Source organism: Propionibacterium acidifaciens DSM 21887 (genome assembly GCF_000426605.1).
GTDB lineage: Bacteria > Actinomycetota > Actinomycetes > Propionibacteriales > Propionibacteriaceae > Propionibacterium > Propionibacterium acidifaciens.
In genome coordinates this window covers 1-21,999 of sequence record NZ_AUFR01000006.1, presented here as the reverse complement: position 1 = coordinate 21,999, position 21,999 = coordinate 1, and the positions used below count along the sequence as shown (strand labels likewise).

The 21,999-nt window shown below is 68.1% G+C and carries 18 protein-coding genes and 1 pseudogene; 12 read left to right on the top strand and 7 right to left on the bottom strand.

What is annotated here, in order from left to right:
* Window positions 1–456 precede the first annotated feature (456 nt).
* The 7 genes from K336_RS0102960 to K336_RS0102930 all read left to right on the top strand — a co-directional run bounded on the left by K336_RS0102960 (window position 457) and on the right by K336_RS0102930 (window position 9,395).
* Entirely contained in the window at window positions 457–1,536 is a 1,080-nt protein-coding gene (locus K336_RS0102960; protein ID WP_028706249.1) for a hypothetical protein, read from the top strand.
* A 35-nt stretch (window positions 1,537–1,571) separates the two neighbouring features.
* A complete protein-coding gene (locus K336_RS0102955; protein WP_028706248.1) occupies window positions 1,572–2,429 on the top strand; it encodes an HAD-IIA family hydrolase in 858 nt (285 codons plus the stop codon).
* Window positions 2,430–2,492: 63 nt separating this feature from the next.
* A complete protein-coding gene (locus K336_RS0102950; RefSeq protein ID WP_028706247.1) occupies window positions 2,493–4,052 on the top strand; it encodes an FGGY-family carbohydrate kinase in 1,560 nt (519 codons plus the stop codon).
* Between the two features lie 19 nt (window positions 4,053–4,071).
* Entirely contained in the window at window positions 4,072–5,439 is a 1,368-nt protein-coding gene (locus tag K336_RS0102945; RefSeq protein WP_028706246.1) for a sn-glycerol-1-phosphate dehydrogenase, read from the top strand.
* A 168-nt stretch (window positions 5,440–5,607) separates the two neighbouring features.
* Complete coding sequence (locus tag K336_RS0102940; RefSeq protein WP_233418707.1) at window positions 5,608–6,585, top strand: sugar phosphate isomerase/epimerase family protein; 978 nt, start codon at window positions 5,608–5,610, stop codon at window positions 6,583–6,585.
* Between the two features lie 509 nt (window positions 6,586–7,094).
* Window positions 7,095–8,087 (top strand): 3-hydroxyacyl-CoA dehydrogenase family protein, encoded by a 993-nt coding sequence (locus tag K336_RS13950; protein WP_233418706.1) that lies wholly within the window; start codon window positions 7,095–7,097, stop codon window positions 8,085–8,087.
* Between the two features lie 3 nt (window positions 8,088–8,090).
* Entirely contained in the window at window positions 8,091–9,395 is a 1,305-nt protein-coding gene (locus K336_RS0102930; RefSeq protein WP_028706244.1) for an MFS transporter, read from the top strand.
* Window positions 9,396–9,526: 131 nt separating this feature from the next.
* Here K336_RS0102930 and K336_RS0102925 read toward each other — a convergent pair whose 3' ends face one another.
* The 3 genes from K336_RS0102925 to K336_RS13945 all read right to left on the bottom strand — a co-directional run bounded on the left by K336_RS0102925 (window position 9,527) and on the right by K336_RS13945 (window position 12,710).
* Window positions 9,527–10,252, bottom strand: a complete 726-nt coding sequence (locus tag K336_RS0102925; protein ID WP_028706243.1) for a GntR family transcriptional regulator — start codon at window positions 10,250–10,252, stop codon at window positions 9,527–9,529.
* A 131-nt stretch (window positions 10,253–10,383) separates the two neighbouring features.
* Window positions 10,384–11,346, bottom strand: coding sequence for an N-acetylglucosamine kinase (locus tag K336_RS0102920; protein ID WP_051245347.1), 963 nt, complete (start codon window positions 11,344–11,346; stop codon window positions 10,384–10,386).
* A 29-nt stretch (window positions 11,347–11,375) separates the two neighbouring features.
* Entirely contained in the window at window positions 11,376–12,710 is a 1,335-nt protein-coding gene (locus tag K336_RS13945; protein ID WP_162142549.1) for a glycoside hydrolase family 28 protein, read from the bottom strand.
* Window positions 12,711–13,200: 490 nt separating this feature from the next.
* On the opposite strand from K336_RS13945, the pseudogene grcA2 reads away from it, so the two are divergent.
* Window positions 13,201–15,588: pseudogene (gene grcA2, locus K336_RS0102910) on the top strand (autonomous glycyl radical cofactor GrcA2).
* 14 nt (window positions 15,589–15,602) lie between these two features.
* The gene (pflA, locus tag K336_RS0102900) at window positions 15,603–16,466 is read left to right on the top strand and encodes a pyruvate formate-lyase-activating protein (RefSeq protein WP_043150150.1); all 864 of its coding nucleotides are present in this window, start codon (window positions 15,603–15,605) and stop codon (window positions 16,464–16,466) included.
* 183 nt (window positions 16,467–16,649) lie between these two features.
* Here pflA and K336_RS0102895 read toward each other — a convergent pair whose 3' ends face one another.
* Window positions 16,650–17,393 (bottom strand): hypothetical protein, encoded by a 744-nt coding sequence (locus K336_RS0102895; RefSeq protein WP_155944968.1) that lies wholly within the window; start codon window positions 17,391–17,393, stop codon window positions 16,650–16,652.
* A 550-nt stretch (window positions 17,394–17,943) separates the two neighbouring features.
* On the opposite strand from K336_RS0102895, the gene K336_RS18385 reads away from it, so the two are divergent.
* Window positions 17,944–18,102, top strand: a complete 159-nt coding sequence (locus K336_RS18385) for a hypothetical protein (protein ID WP_021798210.1) — start codon at window positions 17,944–17,946, stop codon at window positions 18,100–18,102.
* A 75-nt stretch (window positions 18,103–18,177) separates the two neighbouring features.
* On the top strand, window positions 18,178–19,551 hold the full coding sequence (locus K336_RS0102885) for a dihydrolipoyl dehydrogenase family protein (protein ID WP_081660524.1): 1,374 nt from the start codon (window positions 18,178–18,180) through the stop codon (window positions 19,549–19,551).
* A 290-nt stretch (window positions 19,552–19,841) separates the two neighbouring features.
* On the opposite strand, the gene K336_RS0102875 is transcribed toward K336_RS0102885, so the two are convergent.
* Entirely contained in the window at window positions 19,842–20,171 is a 330-nt protein-coding gene (locus K336_RS0102875; protein ID WP_028706236.1) for a hypothetical protein, read from the bottom strand.
* Between the two features lie 451 nt (window positions 20,172–20,622).
* Window positions 20,623–21,123 carry a transposase gene (locus tag K336_RS0102870; protein WP_028706235.1) on the bottom strand — a complete coding sequence of 167 codons (501 nt, stop codon included), beginning with the start codon at window positions 21,121–21,123 and terminating at the stop codon, window positions 20,623–20,625.
* Between the two features lie 260 nt (window positions 21,124–21,383).
* Between K336_RS0102870 and K336_RS19235 the strand changes: the two genes are divergently transcribed.
* Entirely contained in the window at window positions 21,384–21,683 is a 300-nt protein-coding gene (locus K336_RS19235) for a hypothetical protein (RefSeq protein WP_028706234.1), read from the top strand.
* Between the two features lie 119 nt (window positions 21,684–21,802).
* Here K336_RS19235 and K336_RS19230 read toward each other — a convergent pair.
* On the bottom strand, window positions 21,803–21,999 hold a 197-nt coding region (locus K336_RS19230; RefSeq protein ID WP_211223421.1), incomplete at its 5' end, for a hypothetical protein.

The window sequence follows — 21,999 nt, the reverse complement described above, 5'->3', positions numbered from 1 at the left end:
GAGTCGTCCGGAGCCGCCGGATCCGAGCGAAGGGTGTCAGGCATGCGATGGGGCTTTCTGGTCGATCGGCTCGTCGAGCCCGCAGGGCGCCTGACCTCATCGGGGGATCCCTTGTCGAAAGGGGTTCCTCGAGGCCCGAGGGACGTCCGGGAGTCTCCGTCCGGAGTCCTCGGGGGAAGCCGGAAGGCCTCGGCCTCGTGCTGGTCCCGTGCTCGTCCGTGTTCTGCGGGTGGTGATGTTCATCACATGAATTGTGATGAAAATTTCATCAGTTCTGTGGATCATGTGGCCATGACGGTACGAGTCGCGGGCGCACGCGGCGTCCGGGCCCGTCCCTGCGCGGCGCCCCTCGTCGGGGGCGGTCACCGTCGGGTCCTCGCCCGGCGGTGAGTCCGTCGGCGCGTCAGGCACTGGGCGCGTCCATCGTCCATCATCGAACGACAAGAAGGAACAAGGATGTTCACAGCTTCTCTGGGGGTCTTCCTCTTCGGCCTCCTGGCCGCCGTCGCCGGCGGTGCCGTCGGCGCCGCCATCGGCGGCAACTACGCATTCGTGCTCGTCGGCTTCTGCGTGATCGCCTCCTGGGGCGTCTTCGCCGCGACCGGCAGCACCTTCGGCTTCGACTACCTGGCCTTCGGCCCCTTCATGGGTCCGCACGTCGCCTTCGCCGGCGGCGTCGCCGCGGCCATCTACGCCCGGTACAAGGGGCACATGGAGGACGGCAAGGACGTCAACTCCCCGCTCGCCGGCCTGGGAAGGCCCGCCGTCCTGGTCGTCGGCGCCTGCTTCGGCGTCTTCGGCTATCTCTTCCAGATCGGCGTGAGCCACGTCCCGTGGTTCGGCTCCCACACGGACTCGGTCGCCTTCACCGTCCTCTGCTCCGGCCTGCTGGCCCGCATCATCTTCGGCGGAGCCCCCGGCAAGGGCCTGTTCCGGGGCTCGCTGCACAATCCCGAGGGTTTCCACGAGGACGCCACCAGCTTCCCCGCCAAGATCAAGCCCGGCCCCAACGGCCGCTGGCTCGAGTGGCAGGAGAGGCCCTCCCAGCTGATCACGATCGGCTCACTGTTCGGCATCTTCGCCGGTGGCGCCTCCCTGTTCCTGGCCGCCAACGTCGGCGCCCACCTGAGCGGGTTGGGATTCGCCAACGGCCTGGCGGCCGCCAACGCCAACAGCTTCTGCTTCGGCATCTCGGCCATCATCATCCTGTTCCTCATCACGAATCGGAACATGCCGGTCCAGCACCACGTGACGAACATCGCCGGGCTGGCCGCCGTCCAGTTCTTCCCGATCCTCATGGGCAGGAGCCTCCGCACCTTCACGTGGACCGCCACCTCGTCATGGGACTCGCACACCTGGCTCATGGCCCTCGTGGCGATCCTCGTCGCCGGTTTCTTCGGCGTCGTCGCGGCGGCCCTCGGCGAGCTCGCCGCCCGGCTCTGGTACAACCGCGGCACGAGCCACGTCGACCCGCCGGCCGCCTGCATCTGGATCAGCAACACCCTGGTCGTCTCCCTGGCGGCCCTGCTGTCCTGACGGGCCACCGCCGAACCGGTCGGAAGGAACCACACATGAACCACGGCCCCGAGGGCGGCCCGACGGAGTTCGGGGACGCCTACATCTTCGATCTCGACGGCACGATCTACCTCGGCAGTCACCTACTGCCCGGCGCGAAGCGCCTCATCGAGGAGCTGCGCCGCCGCCGGATACCGGTCCGCTTCCTGTCGAACAACCCCACCCGGGATCCCGACATGTACGTGCGGAAGCTGGCCGGTCTGGGGCTGCCCACGGAGCTCGAGGACATCTGCAACACCGTCGTGACGACCGTCCGCTGGCTCACCGAGCACCATCCGGACGCCGTCCTGTTCCCGATCGCCGAGCAGCCCCTGTGCCGCGCCCTCGTCGAGGCGGGCTTCGAGCTGAGCGACGACCCGGCCAGGATCGACATCGTCATCGCCTCGTACGACCGGACCTTCGACTACCGCAAGCTCCAGATCGCCTTCGACGCCATCTGGTTCCACAAGCGGGCCATTCTCGTGCAGACCAACCCCGACCGCTTCTGCCCCTTCCCGGGCGGGCGCGGCGAACCCGACTGCGCGGCCATCGCCGCCGCCATCGAGGCCTGCACCGGCACCGAGTGCCGGGCGAACTTCGGCAAGCCCTCCCCGGTGATGCTCACCGAGGCCCTGTCGGGCCTCGATGTCGACGTGACGAGGTGCGTCATGGTCGGAGACCGGCTCCAGACCGACATCCGGATGGCGCTGGACGCCGGCATGCGGTCGGCCTGCGTGCTCACCGGTGAGGCCACTGCCGAGGACATTGCCGCGCTCGACGAGGACCACCGGCCCACCTACGTGCTCGACCGCGTCGACCGGCTCGTCCCCGCCGCGTTCTGGGACGAGCTCGGCTGGACCGAGGACGACAGCTGAGCCGTCCGACCCGGCGAGGACCATCCATCATCCATCCCATTCATCCGCTCAAGGGAGAGTTCCATGACTGACAACGGCCCCTACGTGCTGGGCATCGACTACGGCACCGAGTCGTGCCGCGTGGCCATCTGCGATCTGCAGGGCCGACCGATCACCTTCGCCGCCACGCCCTACCGGACCACCCACCCGCACCCCGGCTGGGCCGAGCAGAATCCCGAGGACTGGTGGAAGGCGCTCCAGGCGTCCACCCACAAGGCCCTCGAGAGCTCCGGCATCCCGGCCTCGGCGATCGCCGGCATCTCCTACGACGCCACCACCCTGACGATGGTGGCCATGGACGCCAAGGGCGCCGAGCTCCGGCCGGCCATCATGTGGATGGACGTGCGCGCCGCCGAGCAGGCCGAGCGCGCCGCCCGATCCGACTCTGTCGCCCGGCTCTACAACGGCGGGGGCCACTGCCCGGCGACGGCCGAGTGGTACCCCTTCAAGGCCGCCTGGCTGCGTGAGAACGAGCCCGAGACCTACGCCAGGGCCGTCCACCTGGTCGACGCGCCCGACTGGGTGACCTACAAGCTGACCGGCGAGTGGACGACCAACATCAACTCGGCGGCCATCCGCATGTACTACAACCGGGACAGGGGCGGCTGGCCGAAGGACTTCTACGAGACCATCGGCTGCGGCGACGTCCTCGACAAGATCCCCGAGCGCGTCCTCGACCTGGGCACCCCGGTCGGCGAGCTGGGCCTCATCCCGGCCCAGCTGCTCGGCCTGCGCCCCGGGATCCCGGTCGCCCAGGGCATGGCCGACGCATGGGCCGGTCAGATCGGTCTGGGCGTCCTGCGGCCCGGCCAGATGGCCCTCATCACCGGTTCGTCCCACGTCCTCACCGGCCAGTCCGACAAGGAGATCCACGGCGAGGGCTTCTTCGGCGCCTACACCGACGGCGTCATGCCCGGCCAGTACACGGTCGAGGGCTCCCAGGTGTCCACCGGATCGGTGCTCAAGTGGTTCCGCGACAACTTCGTGCGCGACGTCGTCCAGGCCGCCGAACGCGTCGGGCTCAACCCCTACGACGTGCTCAACGAGCAGTCCAAGGACATCCGGCCCGGCTCCGACGGCCTCATCATCAACGAGTACTTCCAGGGCAACCGCACGCCCTACACGGACTCGAAGGCCCGCGGCATCGTCTGGGGGCTGTCGCTGGCCCACACCCCGGCGCACATCTACCACGCCATCCAGGAGTCGGTCTGCTACGGCAACGCCCACAACCTCCGCGCCATGAGGGCGGCCGGCTTCGAGGTCAGTCGCATGGTGGCCTGTGGAGGCGCGACCAAGAGCCGTGGGTGGATGCAGATGCACGCCGATGTCGCCGGGGTGCCGATCGCCCTGACCGAGGTCGGCGACGCCGTGGTGCTCGGCACCTGCATGCTGGCCGCGGTCGGCGCGGGCCTGTACGAGGACCTGCCCACGGCCGCCGCCTCGATGGTCCACGAGATCGACGTCCTCGAGCCCGATCCGCAGCGCCACGAGGAGTACCGCTTCCACCTCGACGCCTACTGCGACACGTATCCCAGGTTGCAGCCGATGATCCATGCCATGGTGGATCACGAGGCGCAGCGATGAGTCCAAGGAGGAGAGAGACATGTCGGAGGATCTGATCGAACGGGCACTCGCCAGTGCCGACGACACCGATGAGGTGGTGATGGGCGACGACGTGCTGGGCGAGACCGGGCGGCTGTTCAGACGGCTCTTCGGCGACGCCGGGGGAGTCGTCATCGCCGACGGCAACACCTGGGCCGTGGCGGGCGAGCAGGTGACCGCCTCGCTCCGTGGCGCCGGCGTCGAGTTGGCCGAGCCGTACGTCTTCCCCGCCCGCCCCAGCGTCTACGCCGAGTACGAGAACGTCGAGCTGCTGCGCGAATTCCTCGCCCCGCTCGGTGCGAATGCCGTCGTGATCGGCTCGGGGACCCTCAACGACCTCGTGAAGAAGGCCAGCGACGAGTTGGGGCGCCGCTACCTCGTGGTGTGCACCGCGGCCTCGATGGACGGTTACGCCGCCTTCGGGGCCTCCATCTCGGTCGACGGCTTCAAGACGACCCTGAGCTGCCGGGCGCCGCAGGGCCTCGTCGTCGACCTGCCGACCCTCGCCGCCGCCCCGCAGCGGTGCACCGCCACCGGCGTCGGCGACCTCATCGAGAAGATCCCTGCCGGCGCCGACTGGATCCTCGCCGACGAGCTGGGCATCGAGCCCATCGAGCAGGGCTCCTGGGACCTCGCCCAGGGCCGGCTGGAGGCCGCCATCAGCGACCCGCAGGGGCTCGTCGACCGCGACCCGGGCGCCTTCGTCGCCCTCGCCGAGGGGCTCGTGCTCTCGGGCCTGGCGATGCAGCGCTACCGCATCAGCTCGCGCCCGGCCTCGGGGGCCGGGCACCTGTTCTCGCACGTCTGGGAGATGGAGCACCTGGGCATGGACCAGGACCCGCCGCTCACGCACGGCTTCAAGGTGGGCCTGGGCACCCTGGCGATGCTGGCGCTGTGGCAGAACGCCGTCGACCTCGATGTCTCGGCCATCGACACCGAGGCCGCTGTCGCGACGTGGCGCAGCCGCGAGGAGACCGAGGCCTCCGTGCGCTCGTGGTTCACCGGGAACATGGTCGAGCCGGCCGTCAAGGAGACGCTCGACAAGTACCTCACCGCTGAGCAGCTGCGCGCGCGCATCGGGCTCATCAAGACGGCCTGGCCGGTGATCACCGCCCGGGCCCGCGAGCAGCTCGTACCGCCGGAGCGGGCCGGGTCGATCCTCGAGCGGGTCGGCGCGTTCCACCACCCGCAGCAGATCGACCTGAGCCGTCAACGCTTCCGGGACACCTATCTGCGCTGCCGCATGATCCGCAGCCGCTACACCCTGCCCGACGCGTTGTTCGAGCTCGGCGTGCTCGAGGAGCAGGTCGACAGGCTCTTCGCCCCCGACGGCTTCTGGGGTCGGCGGCCCTGGGCGCAGACCGGCTGATCGCAGGGCGGCTCCCGACCCGCCCTGGTGCGATGCCTCCGGCCCTCGCCTCGTACGAGGCGAGGGCCGGCTCGTTCGGAGAGCCCGGCTTGCAAGGGCGACCAGGCGTAGGTGCGGGAAGCCCGCGAACAGGGAAGGGGAAGGGTGCACGTGTAGAATATATGATCTATGATCCTGTCATGGTGCTCGATCACGGTGGATCGGGCCGGAGAGGACGACATGTACACAGCTGATGCGTGGCCGATCGCGTGCAAGATGAACTTCGGGCCGGTGGCCGAGGACGGGACCCCGATTGCGGAGGCTCCGTTGGAGACGTGGCGCGACCAGCTCCTCCAGGTCGCCGAGCTGGGGTTCCGGCACTTCGATCCCATGGATGACTGGGTGCCTCTCGCCGACATCAGCGAGGAGCGGTTCGCTCAGTTCCAGGTCCTGCTGGAGGAGGCGGGTCTGGCCTGCGCGGCGATGTCGATCGGCAGGAACAGCGTCATCGATGCGGAGCGGGGCGAGGAGAACCTCGCTCTTGTGCACCGCACCATCGACAGGGCGTCCGCGCTCGGCGCCACGATCGTCAACATCGGCTTCCAGCAGGAACTCACGGGGCCGCAGAAGGAGGCCCTGTGGTTCTGGTTGGCCGATGGCCATCATGACGACCCCGCCCTGTACGATCTCGCCGTCGAGCGTGTTCGTGAACTCGCCGATCACGCTCAACGGCTGGGACTGCAGATCAGTCTGGAGATGTACGAGGACACCTTCATCGGCACCGTTGAGGGTGCGCTCCAGTTCCACAAGGACGTGGATCACCCCGCCGTCGGCATCAACCCGGACATCGGGAATCTCATCAGGCTTCACCGGCCGATGCCGAAGGGCGAGGAGATGTATGAGAGGCTCCTGCCGTTCTCGAACTACTGGCACATCAAGAGCTACATCCGTGACGAGGATGACGTGACCGGCGCGTACATGTCGGCGCCGGTGCCGCTCAAGTACGGTGTCGTCAATTATCGTGCTGTGATCAGGCGGGCCGTCCAGGTCGGTTACAGGGGGCCCTTCATGACGGAGCACTACGGTTCCGACTGGCTGGGCGTCGGCGCCGAGAACGCCGAGTACATCCGCCAGGTCCTGCGGGGGGCACTGCGCACCTTCGGTTGATGCCGGTGACCGGATCGTCGTTCAGCCTGCTCCACCGGGGCCGCCGCGACACGCGCTGTCGCGACACGGGAGCCCGAAGTCACCGGGCCGGCCCGATCCGGCCCGGCGGATCCCGCGTCCTCGTGCTCCGCGGTGCACCCGGGGCCTCGTCGGGCCGTCGCCGTCTCGCGCGCGGCTCCGCTATGGAGCGGGACGGGCTCGCCCATGCCTCGCCGGGGCCGACGGGCCGACAGGCGGATGGGTCCTCCGCGCCACGGCCCCGCCCTTCCCGGTGGACGCAGACGCACGGAGGATCATTCATTCACGGCACCAGTGGGCATGAAGCTCGTTCAGGCCTCCGTCCCCGCAGATCCTCCGGCCAGGATTCCGCTCGGCGTCCACGGTTTCCGGACGAGCTCCATGGCATTACAGGAGCGATGGATCCAACGGGCTCCTGTGAGCAGCCTCATGACAGATCAAACCATTCAAGTGAACACCATCAGGAGATTTCAATGGAGAAAATCAACAGCGTGGCCGTCGTCGGTGCAGGATACATGGGAGGCGGTATCGCGCAGAGCCTGGCCCTTGCCGGCATGCGGGTCACAGTGGTCGATGGTGATCCGGAGTTGACGAAGAAGCAGTTCGCCCGTCTGCTCGACGAGGCCCAGGACTTCGAGGACCAGGGCCTCTACAGGCCCGGGAGCGTCGAGATCATCAAGTCGAATCTCAGCTGCGGCACCACCATCGAGGAGGCGGTCGGGGACGTCGACTTCATCGAGGAGGCCGTGTTCGAGAAGCCCGAGGTCAAGATGCCCGTTCTCGAGAGGATATCGGGGAGCGCGCGGCCCGACGCCATCATCGGGACGAACACGTCGACGATCCCGGTTCGAGTGCTGGCGCCCGCCGTGGAGCGTCCTGAACGCTTCATGACGGTGCACTTCTCCAACCCCGCGCCGTTCATTCCGGGTGTGGAGCTGGTCGTCGGTGAGGCGACGACGCCAGGGACCGTCGCTCTCGTGAAGGACGTGCTGGCTCGCTGCGGTCGTCAGGGCGCCCAGGTGGCTGACCGCCCCGGAATGGTGTTGAACCGGCTGCAGTACGCCCTGCTCAAGGAGGCGACCTCCTGCGTCGAAGAGGGCGTTGCGACGCCCGAGGACGTCGACGTCATCGTGCGGACCACCTTCGGCTTCCGACTCGGCTTCTTCGGTCCCTTCGCCATCGCCGACCAAGCCGGTCTGGATGTCTACGCCAACTGCTTCAAGACCTTCGAGGAGGCCTACGGCCCCCGGCTCGCCACTCCGAAGATGCTCTCCGACGCGGTCGCCGAGGGGCGCTTGGGCGTCAAGAACGGGAAGGGCATCACCGGTGATTTCGATGATGGGACGAAGGCCGCGTTGATCGCCTACCGGAACAAGGCCTATGCGCGCATGTCGGAGCTTCTCGCGGACCTCGGTCCCGCTCCGGAGGGCGTCACGGGCGGGGCTTCCGGGCAGCCGACGTCACCGGATCCCTCCGAGGGCTGATCGATGGACATCGAGAAGTCGCTGACCCGCAAGATCACCCTGCGCATCATCCCGTTCGTGATGGTCCTGTACACGGCGGCGTACGTGGACCGTTCCGCGGTCGGTTTCGCTCAGCTGCACATGACGACCGACATCGGCGTCGACTCGGCCGCCTACGGCTTCGGCGCGGGGCTCTTCTTCCTGGCCTACTTCCTCTTCGAGGTGCCCAGCAACTGGATCATGCCGAAGGTCGGGCCCCGGCGGTGGTTCGCCCGCATCCTCGTGTCCTGGGGCCTGATCACCGCGTTGATGGCGGCTGCGCAGGGGCCGATCTCCTTCTACATCCTGCGATTCCTGCTCGGCGCGGCCGAAGCCGGATTCTATCCGGGCATCCTCTACTACCTCACCGAGTGGTACCCGCAGCGCAACAGGACGAAGGCGACGGGGGTCTTCGTGATGGCGGCGCCCCTGGCCTTCCTCGTCATGAGCCCACTTGCCGGTTGGCTGCTCGGTGTGACCGGTCTCGGGCTCGTCGGGTGGCAGTGGTTGTTCGTCGTCGTGGGCGGCGTGGCCGTCCTCCTGGCGATCCCGACACTGCTCTTCCTGCACGACAACCCACGTACGGCGCCGTGGATCACGGCGGAGGAGGCCGACTGGATCGACGCCGAGCTGGAGAAGGACCGGCAGGAGCTCGGGCAGGTCGACCACGGCAATCCCTTCAAGGCCCTCCTGGACAAGAACGTTCTCCTGTTCGCCGCGCTGTTCTTCCCGTCGACGGTGGGGATCTACGGTCTGTCCTACTGGCTGCCGCAGGTCGTCAAGAAGTTCGCCAACAGTGATCTTCACACCGGTCTTCTCACGGCGGTGCCGTACATCTTCGCTCTGATCGGAATCTGGATCACCTCCCGGTGGGCGGCGAGATTCAGTGAGAACTGGATTCCGCTGGCCGCCATCTTCGCCGGGGCCGCGGTGGGCATCGGGTTCTCGACACTGGTCGCCTCCCCCGTGGCCCAGCTGGCCTGCCTCTCGCTGGCGGCCTTCTGCCTGTACTCGATCGCCGGCGTCTTCTGGGCGCTGCCGACCCTGTACGTGGTCGGGGCGACCGCCGCCGTCGGGATCGCTGCGATCAACAGCTTTGGGAATCTGGGCGGTTTCGTTGGTCCCTATGTGGTGGGCGTGATCGTGCAGTCCACGGGGACCACCAAGGTGGGAATGCTGTTCCTCGCCGTCGTCCTGCTCCTGGGCGCTGCCGGAACTCTTGCCGCGAAGGCCGTCAAGAGTCGGGCGAAGGCCGGGCCCGCGGGACCCCTGAAGGTCATGTCCTGCTGAGCGCCTGAAGGCGGAAGCGGTGGAGGAGGTCCGGCTCCTCGTCCGGGGAGCTTGTGCAGACCCGGGCGGCGCCAGGAAGAATCCCCGGTCAGAAGGGATCTGGGCGCTCCGCCTCGGTCTCCGGGTCTCCCTCACCGCTCGTCCGGGTCGTCGGGGGCATCCGACGTGGAGCGGACGAGCACCTTCTCGAGGTGCTCGGTCATCGCGTCGGCGGCGTCAGCCGCGTCACCCGCGGAGACCCGCTCAAGGATTCTGGAGTGCTCGTCGATCGCTGCGGAGGCATCGCTCATCTGCGTTCCGAGGGCCTGACGCATTCGATGCACGCTGAACGACAGGGCATTCACCGCACGGCTCAGATATCTGTTGTCGCAATGGTCGAGAATCACCTGGTGGAACAACCAGTCCGACTCGAAGTACCGTTTGACCAGTACGGGGTCTTCGAGGGCATGAGGCGTGGTCACCCTCGCCGCCCATTCCTTGTGCTCGGTGAAGGCCGACTCGAGAGGCGGGAGCAGTGCCTCGGGATCGCGCATGGCGCGGAGCAGGGCATTCGGTTCGAGGATGAGGCGAACATCCACGAGCTCGGCGATCTGTTTTCGGGACATCGGTGGCGCGACGCGGTAGCCCCGGTGGGCCTCGCGAGTCACCAGGCCGGTGTGCTCCAGACGGGCCAGGGCCTCGCGAACGGGAGTGGGGGACACCGACATCGACCGGGCCAGCCCGTCAATGGACAGTGGGGACGCAGGAGGGAACTGGCCGACGAGCAGAATGTTCAGGATGGCGTCGTAGACGTCATCGCTCAGGCCGTGAGCAGACAGGGGGCTGAGTTTGGTAAGGCCCTCCGCTACGGGTTTCATGACAAACAGAGTACAGGACGGGGTGCGGGGCGCAGTTCCACGTCGCCGTGGCGCGCCGAGGACGGGCATGTTCATGAATTGGGGTCGGGCACGGCGCGGGCGCGCGTCTCGGCGGGGGAGCCCCGGCGCCGTCACGCACGAATCTCGTGCACCCGCTGCCGCAGGGCCGAGTCGGGGTCCAGACGGGTCATCGCGAAGCAGCCGGCCAGGCCGTTGCCGCTGGCGTCGATGATCCTCGCCCCCTCGAAGCGCTCGCGGACGAGTCCCTCGAAGCGCGCGCGCAGAACCGCGTTGCGGAAGACCTGGCCGAGCATTCCCACCGCCGGATCGGGCCGTTCGTCCTGACCCACCCGGTGCAGCCCCGCGAGGGCCGAGGAGGCGAGCTCGGTGGCAGCGTCCTCGCTGATCGACCGGGCGATCTCGTCCGTGGCGGCCAGACCGGCCACCGTCCGGGCGTACGAGGCGATGCGGCTGACCTTGTGGTCATCGGCCTGCAGCTCCAGGTAGGCCTTCTCCAGGTCGGGGAAGTCCTGGTTGACGAATCCGCTCAGCGCGGTCGGCCGGCCGCGCCCGTCGTGGGCGCGCATGACGGCGTCGAGTGCGGCACGGCCGATCCAGTAGCCCGAGCCGGCGTCGCCGATGAGGTAGCCCCAGCCGTCCACCCGGGCCACCGCGTCCGTTCCGACGGCCAGGGTGACGACGCCGGTTCCGGCGGCCACGACGACGCCCGGCTGGTCGCCGATCGCGCAGAGGTAGCCGGTCGTCGAGTCGTGGGCCAGCAGCACGTGGCGCACCCCCGCGGCGTGGACGAGCGAGAGCAGCTCGGCCGGATCCACGTCGTCGGCGAGGCCGGACGAGCCCACCGAGATGGTGGGGCAGGGCCGGTCGGCGGTGCGCAGCGCGTCGAGGACGAATGCGGCGAGCTGGGGGATCTGGGGGCGGTCGTTCACCACTCCCGGGTAGGAGCTCTCGGCGACCGGGACGCCCTCGCAGCGCAGCTGGGCGCGGGTGCCGGTCTGCCCGCCGTCCACGCACAGGACGACCTCGTCCTCGCAGATGCCGGCGTCTTCGCGGACAGGGGCGTCATCGCTCATGCGGGTGAGTCTAACGGGGCGCCGGTACGTCAGTCCACGCGGGTCACGCGCACGTCGTCCTGCACCACGTGCCCAGCCGTGCGGAGGAGGACGCCCACCGGCCAGCCGGGGATGCGCTCGACGCCCCAGGGCAGCCCCCGGTCCTTGTCCATGCGGTAGGCGTTGTCCATGCCGGTACCGCCCCTGGCGAGGGGGTTCACCGGGGGGCGCAGGTCGACCGTGCCCGCCATGACGCCCCGCCCGACGACGAGCTCCACGTCGATGTCGCGCAGCACGACGGTGCCGATGTCGCCCGGGGCCTCGCCGACGACGATGACGGCGCCCTCGGCGCGGCCCCGCACGTCACTGATGCGCACGTCGTCCACCCGCCCGGGCCGGTCGCCTTCGAGCCGGGCGCGTGCGCTGATGTGCACCGGCTCGGCGGAGCCCCAGCAGGTGGGGCCCTGCAGCCGGGTGTCGATGCGCAGGCCGTCGACCTCGATGTCGGTGATCGCGCCGCCGTCGCGCGACTGGATGCCGAAGGCGCGGTTCGACTCGACGATCCGGCAGTCGTGCACCCGCACCCGGCGTATCGGGCCGTGGGTCTCCGAGCCGATCTTGAGGGCGCTGGAGTGCGAGCGCAGCCGGCAGCCGCGGACCACGACGTCCTCGCAGGCCGGGGACAGGGCCGGGCACGCCTGGGCGGTCGTCTTGAGGCAGATGGAGTCGTCCTCGCCCGAGATGTCGCAGTCGATCACCTGCACCCGCGAGCAGCTGTCGATGTCGATGCCGTCGGTGTTGGACAGGTCCATCGCGTTGCGCAGCGTCAGCCCCTCCAGACGGCAGTCGGTGCTGGCCACCAGGTGCAGCGTCCACATCGGGGCGTTGCGGATCGTGATGCCCCGCAGCTCGACGTTGGAGCAGCTCTCCAGGACGATGACGCGCGGACGGTGGCGCTCATGGGTCAGATAGCCGTGCTCGTCCAGGCCGTGCACGTAGAGCCCGGCGGCGCCGTCGATGATGCCGGCGCCGCTGATCGAGATGTCGTCGGCGCCGCGTGCGTAGATGATCGCGCTGCGCGACTCCTCGGCCACCGAGATCGTCCGCTCCGGCAGGTCGGCCGCCGGGATGGCCTGCAGCACGGCGCCCGCCTCGAGTACCAGGTGCACGCCCGAGCGCAGCTCGATGCCGCTCACCGCGTGGGTGCCCGCCGGCAGCCTCAGGACACCGCCGCCTGCCGCGCCGAGGGCGTCGATCTCCCGCTGGATCCGTCCGGTGATGTCCGGGCCGGGCCCGTCCCCGGCCCGGATCGCGGCGGCCGTCGTCCCCGCCGTCGTCCGCGCGCCCTGCTCGCGCGGCTCCGGCGGACGTCTCGGCTGCTCCATGGCGGCGCCCCCTCCCGCGGCACTGGTTCCTCCCGTCATCATCGCATCCGTCGGACCGGCGGGGTTCGGATCCTCCCGGCCTCCTGGAGCGCCGGGAGTTCCGGCGCGGTCCGCTGGCCGCCCGCCGCGTCGCTGCGGCTCCACGCGGACGGCGTCCGCGCCCGTGGTCGGGGCCGGGCCGGGCGCCCCTGACCGGGGGAGGTGCCCTCGGCGGGCCGTCGGACGGGCCCCTCCGGGGACGCCCGGCGGCTCGGTGGACCTTCTCACCGGCGGCGACCGTCCACAGGGTGGTCCGCAGGGCTGGCCAAAGGGGAGGATGTCGCCCTAGCCTTGGAGTGCGGCTGCTGCGAGCACCTCTCCCGCCTGCGCAGATGCGAGAAGAACACCGGCGAGCTCTGAGGAAGCGCCATGCTGACAGGGTTCGCCCACGGCACAGTGCGACCGGAGGAGGATCCCTCACGGCGCACCGACCCAACGAGAAAGGCAATCCGTGACCATCACCGAAGCCGACGCCGTCCAGACCGAGAACCCCTGGCACGATTTCGTCGAGGGGCCCTGGACCGAAGCCATCGACGTGCGCGATTTCATCCAGCGCAACTACACCCCTTATGAAGGAGACGCCTCCTTCCTCGCCGGCCCCACGGAGAAGACCCTCCGCGTGTGGGACCACCTCGAGAAGAACTACCTGAGCGAGGAGCGCAAGCGTCGCGTCTACGACGTCGACACGCACACCCCCAACGACATCGACGCCTTCGGGCCCGGCTACATCTGCGACGACGACGACGTGATCGTCGGCCTCCAGACCGATGTGCCGCTCAAGCGCGCCATGATGCCGAACGGCGGCTGGCGCATGGTCGAGACCGCCATCAAGGAGGCCGGCAAGGAGGTCGACCCCGAGGTCAAGAAGATCTTCACCAAGTACCGCAAGACGCACAACGACGCCGTCTTCGACATCTACACGCCGCGCATCCGCGCCGCCCGCAGCTCCCACATCATCACCGGCCTGCCCGACGCCTACGGCCGCGGCCGCATCATCGGCGACTACCGCCGCGTCGCCCTCTACGGCGTCGACAAGCTCATCGAGTGGAAGCAGGCCGACAAGGACAAGGTCACCGACGAGCCCTTCAGCGAGCACTGGGCCCGCTACCGCGAGGAGCACGCCGAGCAGATCAAGGCCCTCAAGAAGCTCAAGACGATGGCCGCCGGCTACGGCTTCGACCTCTCCGCACCCGCCAGGAGCGCCAAGGAGGCCGTCCAGTGGACGTACTTCGGCTATCTCGCCTCGGTGAAGTCCCAGGACGGCGCCGCCATGTCGATCGGCCGACTGTCGGCCTTCCTCGACTGCTACTTCGAGCGCGACCTGCGGGCCGGTCTCATCACGGAGTCCGAGGCCCAGGAGATGATCGACGCGATCGTCCTGAAGCTGCGCATCGTGCGCTTCCTGCGAACCATCGACTACGACCAGATCTTCTCGGGCGACCCGTACTGGGCCACCTGGTCGGACGCCGGCTTCGGCGACGACGGCCGCGCCATGGTCACGAAGACCTCGTTCCGTCTGCTCCAGACGCTGCGCAATCTCGGCCCGGCCCCCGAGCCGAACATCACGATCTTCTGGGACAAGAGGCTCCCGAAGGGCTACAAGGACTTCTGCGCCGCCATCTCGATCGAGACGAGCGCCATCCAGTACGAGTCCGACAGGGACATCCGCGCCCACTGGGGCGACGACGCGGCCATCGCCTGCTGCGTGTCGCCGATGCGCGTGGGCAAGCAGATGCAGTTCTTCGGCGCCCGCGTGAACTCGGCCAAGGCCCTGCTCTACGCCATCAACGGAGGCCGCGACGAGATGAGCGGCAAGCTCGTCGCCGACGGCTTCGAGCCCGTGTCCGGCGACGGCCCCCTCGACTTCGACGACGTCTGGGAGCGCTACGAGAAGATGCTCGACTGGGTCGTCGGCACCTATGTCGAGGCGCTCAACATCATCCACTACTGCCACGACCGCTACGCCTACGAGGCCATCGAGATGGCCCTGCACGACTCCGACATCGTGCGCACCCTGGGCTGCGGCATCGCCGGCCTGTCGATCGTCGCCGACTCGCTGTCCGCCATCAAGTACGCCACGGTCACCCCGGTGCGCGACGAGACCGGCCTCGTGGTCGACTACGTCACCGAGGGAGACTTCCCGAAGTACGGCAACGACGACGACCGCGCCGACGAGATCGCCTCGACCGTCGTCCACACGATCATGAGCAAGATCCGCGAGATCGAGCTCTACCGCGACGCCATCCCGACCCAGTCCGTGCTGACGATCACCTCGAACGTCGTCTACGGCAAGGCCACCGGCGCTTTCCCGTCCGGGCACGAGAAGGGCACGCCCTTTGCGCCCGGCGCGAACCCGGAGAACGGGATGGACACCCACGGCATGGTCGCCTCTATGCTGTCCGTGGGCAAGCTGGACTACAACGATGCGCTCGACGGCATCTCGCTGACGAACACCATCACCCCCACGGGCCTCGGCCGTGACAAGGACGAGCAGGTCACCAACCTGGTCGGCATCCTCGACGCCGGTTTCCTGCCCAACGACTGCAACTGCTACTGAGCCCCACACGACAAGGAGATCTGATCTGACATGTCCGTGAAGACCTACGCCGAGCGCGTCGCCGACATGAAGACGAACCGCGAGGAGACCGGGGCGACCGACGGTCTCTACCACGCCAACATCAACGTGCTGAACCGCGAGACCCTCGAGGACGCCGTCGAGCACCCCGAGAAGTACCCGAACCTCACCGTTCGCGTCTCCGGCTACGCGGTGAACTTCGTCAAGCTCACCAAGGAGCAGCAGCTCGACGTGCTGAGCCGCACCTTCCACCAGTCGGCCTGACGGCCGCGCAGTAGATGACTGCTGACGCGATGACGCCGGCCGGGGACAGCTCGTTCAGGTCCCCGGCCCGGCGGCTCCACGGGGCGGGCCTCGATGGGATCACCACCGAGGACCTGCCCCGTGGCGCGCGTCTGGAGGCGATACGGGCCGGCGACGCCGGCTCGATCCATTCGTGGGAGCTCGTGACCGCCGTCGACGGTCCGGGCACCCGCATGACGATCTTCTTCGCCGGCTGCCCGCTGCGCTGCCAGTACTGCCACAACCCCGACACCTTCTTCATGGCCAAGGGTCGGCTGGTGGGCGTGGACGACATGCTCGCGCGCATCAGCCGCTACCGCGGCGTCTTCGGCGCGACCGGCGGCGGCATCACGCTGTCCGGCGGCGAGGTGCTCATGCAGGCCCCCTTCGCGGCGAGGCTGCTGCATGGGGCCAGGACGATGGGCATCCACACGTGCATCGACACGTCCGGCTTCCTCGGCGCCGCCTGCACCGACGAGATGCTCGACGACATCGACCTCGTGCTGCTCGACGTGAAGTCCGGCGATCCCGACACCTACGAGAGGGTCACCGGCCGGGCACTGGCCCCGACGCTGGCCTTCGGCGACCGGCTGGCCGCCCGGGGCACCCCCGTGTGGGTCCGCTTCGTCGCCGTCCCCGGGCTCACCGACGATCCCGGCAATGTGGCGCGGGTCGCCGACACCGTCGCGGCCTGGCCCAACGTCGCCCGCACCGAGGTGCTGCCCTTCCACCAGATGGGGCGCGACAAGTGGCACGACCTCGGTCTCGACTACGCGCTCGAGAGCACCCCGCCGCCGACCGCCGAGCAGGTCGAGGCCGTCCGCGACGTCTTCCGCGGGCGCGGGCTCACGGTCCGCTGAGCGGTCGACCTGCGCACTGACCCGCCAGAGGCCGACCGGCGGCCTCGATCCCGTGCAGTCCCCGGAGACGGGCGGCTGGCGATGTTCTTCAGCGCCCCGCCCGAACGGGCCGCCGACTCCTCGATCTCGCGCCAGCCCCGGCGGGCGCGCCCGGCCGGCAGGGATCGGCCGCCATCGCCTCCCTCACCAACTGCGCTGGGAGGGGTCGCCCGGATCGGCGTACCCCTGGTACGGCGGTTGGGCGCCGGGTGGTTGGCCGTACTGACCGTACGAGCCGTACTGGCCGTACGAGGGATCCTGCCCGTACCCATACCCGTATCCCGGGTACTGGCCGCCCGCGCCCTGGACGTACTGCCCGTCGGACGACCAGCCGTACTGCTGGGCCGGGGAGTAGTACGCGCCGGGTTGCGCCGACATGACGGCGGAGGACTGGTAACCGATCATCCCGGCAGCCGGCTCCTGCCTCATGCGCGACCAGCCCACCCAGCCGAGGGCGAGGATCGCCAACCAGACGAGGAGCATCAGATTGGCCCCGGCGGTCCCGTCACTCGAGCCCGAGATGAGCTTCGACAGCCTCGTGATGAGGGAGATCGCGGCGAAGACCGAGTAGATGACGAGCACCGCGAGGACCTGCCCGGGATGGTTGCGGCGGACCGCGACGAGCATCCAGATCGCCAGCGCCAGCGGAATGCCGAAGGCGAGGAGGAAGACGACGCCCAGCACGACGAGAAGGCTGATGCCCATGCCGCCGAGGCTCGAGGACAGATCGGTGTCGCTCTCGCGCAGTTTGACGGACAGGAACGAGCCGGCGAACAGCACGATGGACTCGCTCAGGAGGAGCAGCAGGCCGTGGTAGGCGATGGCCGCCACGGCGGCTCCCTTCGCCAGGCCGCTGTTCGACGAGTACGGGGCAGGGGTGTGACTCATGGTGCGAAGACTACGGCGTGGCGGCCTTCCCGGCCAGTGCGTCCACGAGGCCGCCACTCGCTACCCGCCGCACTGTGCGGGCGTGTTCCACTGCGGGGCGCGCCCGTCTCTCAGGGGCGGCACGCATGCGCCGTCGGCCAGGACCGGGCCGCCACCGGTCGGCGCCCGGCCGATGCGGATCCTGCTGTCAGAGGTGTGGGAGCGAAGCAGCTTTTCGGACAGTGGTGAATGTCTGGTTCAGGCGGTCTGATTGCGGCGTCCGGGTTCGGTGCCGACTTCGTCGGGTGCGCGGTGCCGATCGCCGGGCGGAGTCTTCTGCGATCGCGTCCCGGTTCGGTCCAGAATGTCGCGTCCCGGATCGCGCGGGCCCTGGTTGGACCGATTTCGCGGTTCACAGCTCTTGACGTCGGGTGCCGTTGATGGGGCCGTTGCGGCGTTGTGTGCGGCGGGTGCCGGTCCGGTCCACCGGTGGCAGGATTCCGCGGTCGGCCATGATTTTCGCGTATTCGGCCGGGATGCAAATGGGGCCCGCGGTCGGAACGGGGACATCGTGGTGGCACGGACCGGCGGGCAGTCGCAGGCGTTCGCGGCCATGATCTTCCGGACGGTCTGCGCGCCGGCCCGGACCCCATGGCGGGCGTACCCGGCCGGCCCCGTCCGCAACGAGGAACGGTTCCTGCCCGACCCGGCGCGTGCCCTCGTGGCGTGAGACGGTCCGGCAGTGTCCGCTCACCGCGCAACCGGACCCTGTGGTGCGAGCGGCCGAGTCGCATACCTTTTCGTCATGACTGGAATCAGTGACGCGACTCAGACCGTGGACACCGACCTGCTCGTCATCGGCTGGGGCAAGGCGGGCAAGACCCTGGCCAAGGACCTCGGCTCACGGGGCAGGCGGGTCGTCCTCGTCGAACGCGATGACACCTTCGTCGGCGGCTCCTGCATCAACGTGGCCTGCGTGCCCACCAAGGACCTCATCGACTCCGCCGAGCATCGCGCCGACGCCGAACCGGCCGCCTACCTGCGACAGGCCATCGCCTCTCGTGACAGCCTCGTCGCCAGGCTCCGGGCCGCCAACCGCGCCATGCTCGAGACGGTCGAGGCCGTCACGCTCATCAGCGGTGAGGCCTCCTTCGTCGGACCGCACCGGGTCAGGGTGCGGGCCGGGGACGAGACCCTCGAGATCACGGCCGAGCAGATCGTCATCAACGCCGGGAGCAGCCCGCTGCTGCCCGAGCTGCCGGGAATCGACGGGCCGAACGTGCACACCTCGCAGTCGATCCAGCACATCGCCGCTCTCCCGGAGCGGCTCGCCATCGTCGGCGGCGGCTTCATCGCCATGGAGTTCGCCTCGATGTTCGCCGCGTTCGGCTCACAGGTCGTCGTCCTCGAACGCTCACCCCGGTTCGGCGCCGGCCTGGATGACGACGTGCGTGAGGCCGTCCTCGCCGCCCTGACCGATCGCGGCGTGCGGATTCTCACCGACGCGGCCGTCGAGTCCATCGACCAGACCGGTGTGAACACGCCGGCCGGCCGCGTCGACGCGGACGCCGTCCTGGTCGCCACCGGGCGTCGGCCGGAGACCGCCGCCCTCAACCTGGACGCCGCCGGTATCACCACCGACGAGCGCGGCTTCATCGTCGTCGACGAGCGCTTGGCCACGTCTGCGCCCGGCATCTGGGCGGCCGGCGACGTCAACGGGGGACCGCAGTTCACCTACATCTCGCTGGACGACTACCGCGTCATCGCCAGCCAGCTCGTCGGCGATGGCTCCCGCACCACCGCCGACCGGTCGGCCGTGCCGAACACCACCTTCATCACCCCGCCCCTGGCCCGGGTGGGTCTGAGCGAACGCGAGGCCCGCAGGCAGGGCGTTGATCACGTGGTGGCCGTCAAGAACGTCGCCGACATCGCCGCCATGCCCCGTCCGAAGATCCTCGGTGAGACCCACGGCCTCATCAAGGTGCTCGTCGACCCGGGCACCGATCTGGTGCTCGGCGCCACCGTCTTCTGCACGGACGCCCAGGAGGTCATCAACCTCGTCGCCCTGGCCATGCGCGCCGGCGTCACCGCCACCCAGTTGCGTGACGGCATCTGGACCCACCCGTCCAGCACCGAGGCGCTCAACGAGGTCCTCGCCACGCTCCCCACGGGGCGGTGACCGCGGAAACAACGCGCGCCGCCGGCCCACCGCCGGCGTCCGCCTCCGAACGACTGGCGTCGGCGGCGGACGAGAGGTCCCCGTGCCAGCCCGGATCAGCTCCACCGGTGCGTCATCACGACCGGGCTCATGCTCTTCGCCCTGGTCCTCGGCGCGGGCGCGCAGCCTCATCTTCCCGCCGATGCTGGCCCCGGCCGGGACCGTGCCGGGGCGCTGGCGGCGGCGCCGGTCCTGCCGCCGATGGACGTGTTCTCGTGTTCCTCCACCCCTGTGCTGTGACACATTGAGAATCATCGCTTGAGATCCGGATATTCTTTGATCAAGCTGTCATAGCCGAACCTGAAGGCGGCACTTCCTTTCAAGCGAGGTTTTCCGAGTTTCGGGTAGACGTCATCGAGCCAGTCGGCGAACTTGAAGAACTCTCCCTCATTCTCCGGTGTGATGTCAGTGTAGACAGCGCTGCCGTAAGGCATGATCATGAATATGGCATAGTCATGAAATTCAACGAAGTGTTCCTTCAGATAGTCCAGGGGCATGCTCATGAGGCCATGAATCGCCTCGATCTCCTCATCGATCTCAAGAATGGGTGATCGTGGTGGAAGATCATCGAATGTGACCATGATCGGAGCCTCCTGCTTGTTGTTTCCGCGGGGTCGGCCATCCGATGGGGTGCGAGTCTCGTTCATCGCCGCCCTGTCAACCCAGAGGTATGTTCATGGGATCACGGGAATCGTCCGCGGCGGTGTTTCCCCTTGTCGGGTCTTCGTTCTGACATGCTGTGAAAAAGTCTCCCAGTTTTCGTCTGTGGTGTGGGTGGTGTGATGGGACTTGTTCACAGGAAGCTCGAAGAGAGACGCAATCCTTGGCCGTGGCCTGGTTCAATGAGGCTGTGCACAAGCCTCCAGTCACGTCACGGATCGAGTGCTGGCCCTGGAAACATCTCATTTCCCCTCGGGTGGGTCATCGTCCCATTCGGCCATGGCTGGATACTCTCGCACCAGGTCATCAAAGCTCGCGCGGAAGGTTTCGGACGAGGCGACCGGTTTCACACCCAGCTCATCATATATTTCATCAAGCCAGTCCGCGAAGGCGATGAATATTTTTTCGTTGCTCCGACGAACTCTGGCCGTCATGAAACAAGATCGTTTCTGGTTTCGGGGGGTGGGGGTGTTCGAAGTCGTGGTCGAAGGCGCGGCCGGTGACGTGTGGGGCGGACGCGCCGAGGGTTTCTCCGGGGGTCTCGTGCTGGATGGTGGCGATGTTGTTCTTGGCCGCGTTCCGGACGTGCTCGACCGGGTTGTGGTCGGGCGCGTACGGCGGCAGATGAATCGGTGTGATGCGCTCCAGCAGCCGGCCGGGCTCGTGGAGGCCGGCCAGCATCTTGGCATGGTGGAATCGGGCGTTGTCCGGGACGACCGCGGTCTTGCCGGTGCCGGTTTCTTGTTGGAGCAGGTCCGGTGCGAGGGTCGTCTGCCAGGTGTTCCGGTTCTGCTCGGTCGGGTACGGCGTGACTGTTCTGCTGGTCGGGGGGAGGGCGTCGGAGAAGGACTGGGACGTCTTCTGCCGGTCCACGGACCGGTCTGGTGCGCTGCCCTTTCGGGGGCTGCATGCGGCGGGTCCAGGCCTCGTGCTCCAAGCGGACCTCGTCCGCCGTGCAGACCTCCCGGCCCTGGTCCAACAGAGCATTGACTTGGGTTTTCACCTCGGCCATGCGTCTGGTGATGGCTTTCTCGTCGCGGTGCTCGTCGAACGGGTCGGGCAGCTCGAGACTCAGCCCGCACAGGCGCAGGAGCAGCTGATACGAAGAATCCGACTCGTACTCCACGTCGAACATGATCTTCACGACGTCACGTATCGTTGGGACGTCCCAGAACTCGGCGTGGACACCCGACCGGGAGGGCGGCCGGGCCAGGATGGCCTTGAGTTCTTCCTCCTGGGTGCGGGTGAGTTTCGCCGCGTTCTGGTTCCCGGCGTGGCCGGTCAGGACCGAGCACATCCTGGTGGCCCGCCACTCGGCCGGCCACTCCTGCACCGTCCTCTCGGCCCGCTCGACCATCTTCGCGATGATGCCGATTCCGACTCCTTCGGAGGCGTACAGGATCGCTTCGGTCTTCATCCGCACCAGCACATGATTGTCGGAACGCTTCTTCCACCTGATCAGGACGGCTGTTTCTTCCGGGGTGACCCCGACCTGCACGCCCCGATCATATCCGAAACAGCACAGGAAATCCACGAAAAATACGGTTTCGTTTCATGCCAGCCATCCATAGGCGCCTCCATCCATGTGAGATCCGTCCAGGCCACTGACAACCTTGTTGAACTTGTCGATGTTGTCGACAATGTATTCACGGGACATCCCCATTAACCCTTGTATGACTCTGATCTCATCTTTTGCATACATCACCGATGGAAGACTGGTGTAGTCATCAAAAGTTGCCATTTTCCCTC

What these genes read in the sequence shown, in the direction of transcription:
- K336_RS0102960 (WP_028706249.1), top strand. Translation starts at nt 457, where the DNA reads ATGTTCACAGCTTCTCTGGGGGTCTTCCTCTTCGGCCTCCTGGCCGCC.
- K336_RS0102955 (WP_028706248.1), top strand. Translation starts at nt 1,572, where the DNA reads ATGAACCACGGCCCCGAGGGCGGCCCGACGGAGTTCGGGGACGCCTAC.
- K336_RS0102950 (WP_028706247.1), top strand. Translation starts at nt 2,493, where the DNA reads ATGACTGACAACGGCCCCTACGTGCTGGGCATCGACTACGGCACCGAG.
- K336_RS0102945 (WP_028706246.1), top strand. Translation starts at nt 4,072, where the DNA reads ATGTCGGAGGATCTGATCGAACGGGCACTCGCCAGTGCCGACGACACC.
- K336_RS0102940 (WP_233418707.1), top strand. Translation starts at nt 5,608, where the DNA reads ATGATCCTGTCATGGTGCTCGATCACGGTGGATCGGGCCGGAGAGGAC.
- K336_RS0102930 (WP_028706244.1), top strand. Translation starts at nt 8,091, where the DNA reads ATGGACATCGAGAAGTCGCTGACCCGCAAGATCACCCTGCGCATCATC.
- K336_RS0102925 (WP_028706243.1), bottom strand. Translation starts at nt 10,252, where the DNA reads ATGAAACCCGTAGCGGAGGGCCTTACCAAACTCAGCCCCCTGTCTGCT.
- K336_RS0102920 (WP_051245347.1), bottom strand. Translation starts at nt 11,346, where the DNA reads ATGAGCGATGACGCCCCTGTCCGCGAAGACGCCGGCATCTGCGAGGAC.
- K336_RS13945 (WP_162142549.1), bottom strand. Translation starts at nt 12,710, where the DNA reads ATGGAGCAGCCGAGACGTCCGCCGGAGCCGCGCGAGCAGGGCGCGCGG.
- pflA (WP_043150150.1), top strand. Translation starts at nt 15,603, where the DNA reads ATGACTGCTGACGCGATGACGCCGGCCGGGGACAGCTCGTTCAGGTCC.
- K336_RS0102895 (WP_155944968.1), bottom strand. Translation starts at nt 17,393, where the DNA reads ATGAGTCACACCCCTGCCCCGTACTCGTCGAACAGCGGCCTGGCGAAG.
- K336_RS0102885 (WP_081660524.1), top strand. Translation starts at nt 18,178, where the DNA reads ATGACTGGAATCAGTGACGCGACTCAGACCGTGGACACCGACCTGCTC.
- K336_RS0102875 (WP_028706236.1), bottom strand. Translation starts at nt 20,171, where the DNA reads ATGGTCACATTCGATGATCTTCCACCACGATCACCCATTCTTGAGATC.
- K336_RS19235 (WP_028706234.1), top strand. Translation starts at nt 21,384, where the DNA reads ATGATCTTCACGACGTCACGTATCGTTGGGACGTCCCAGAACTCGGCG.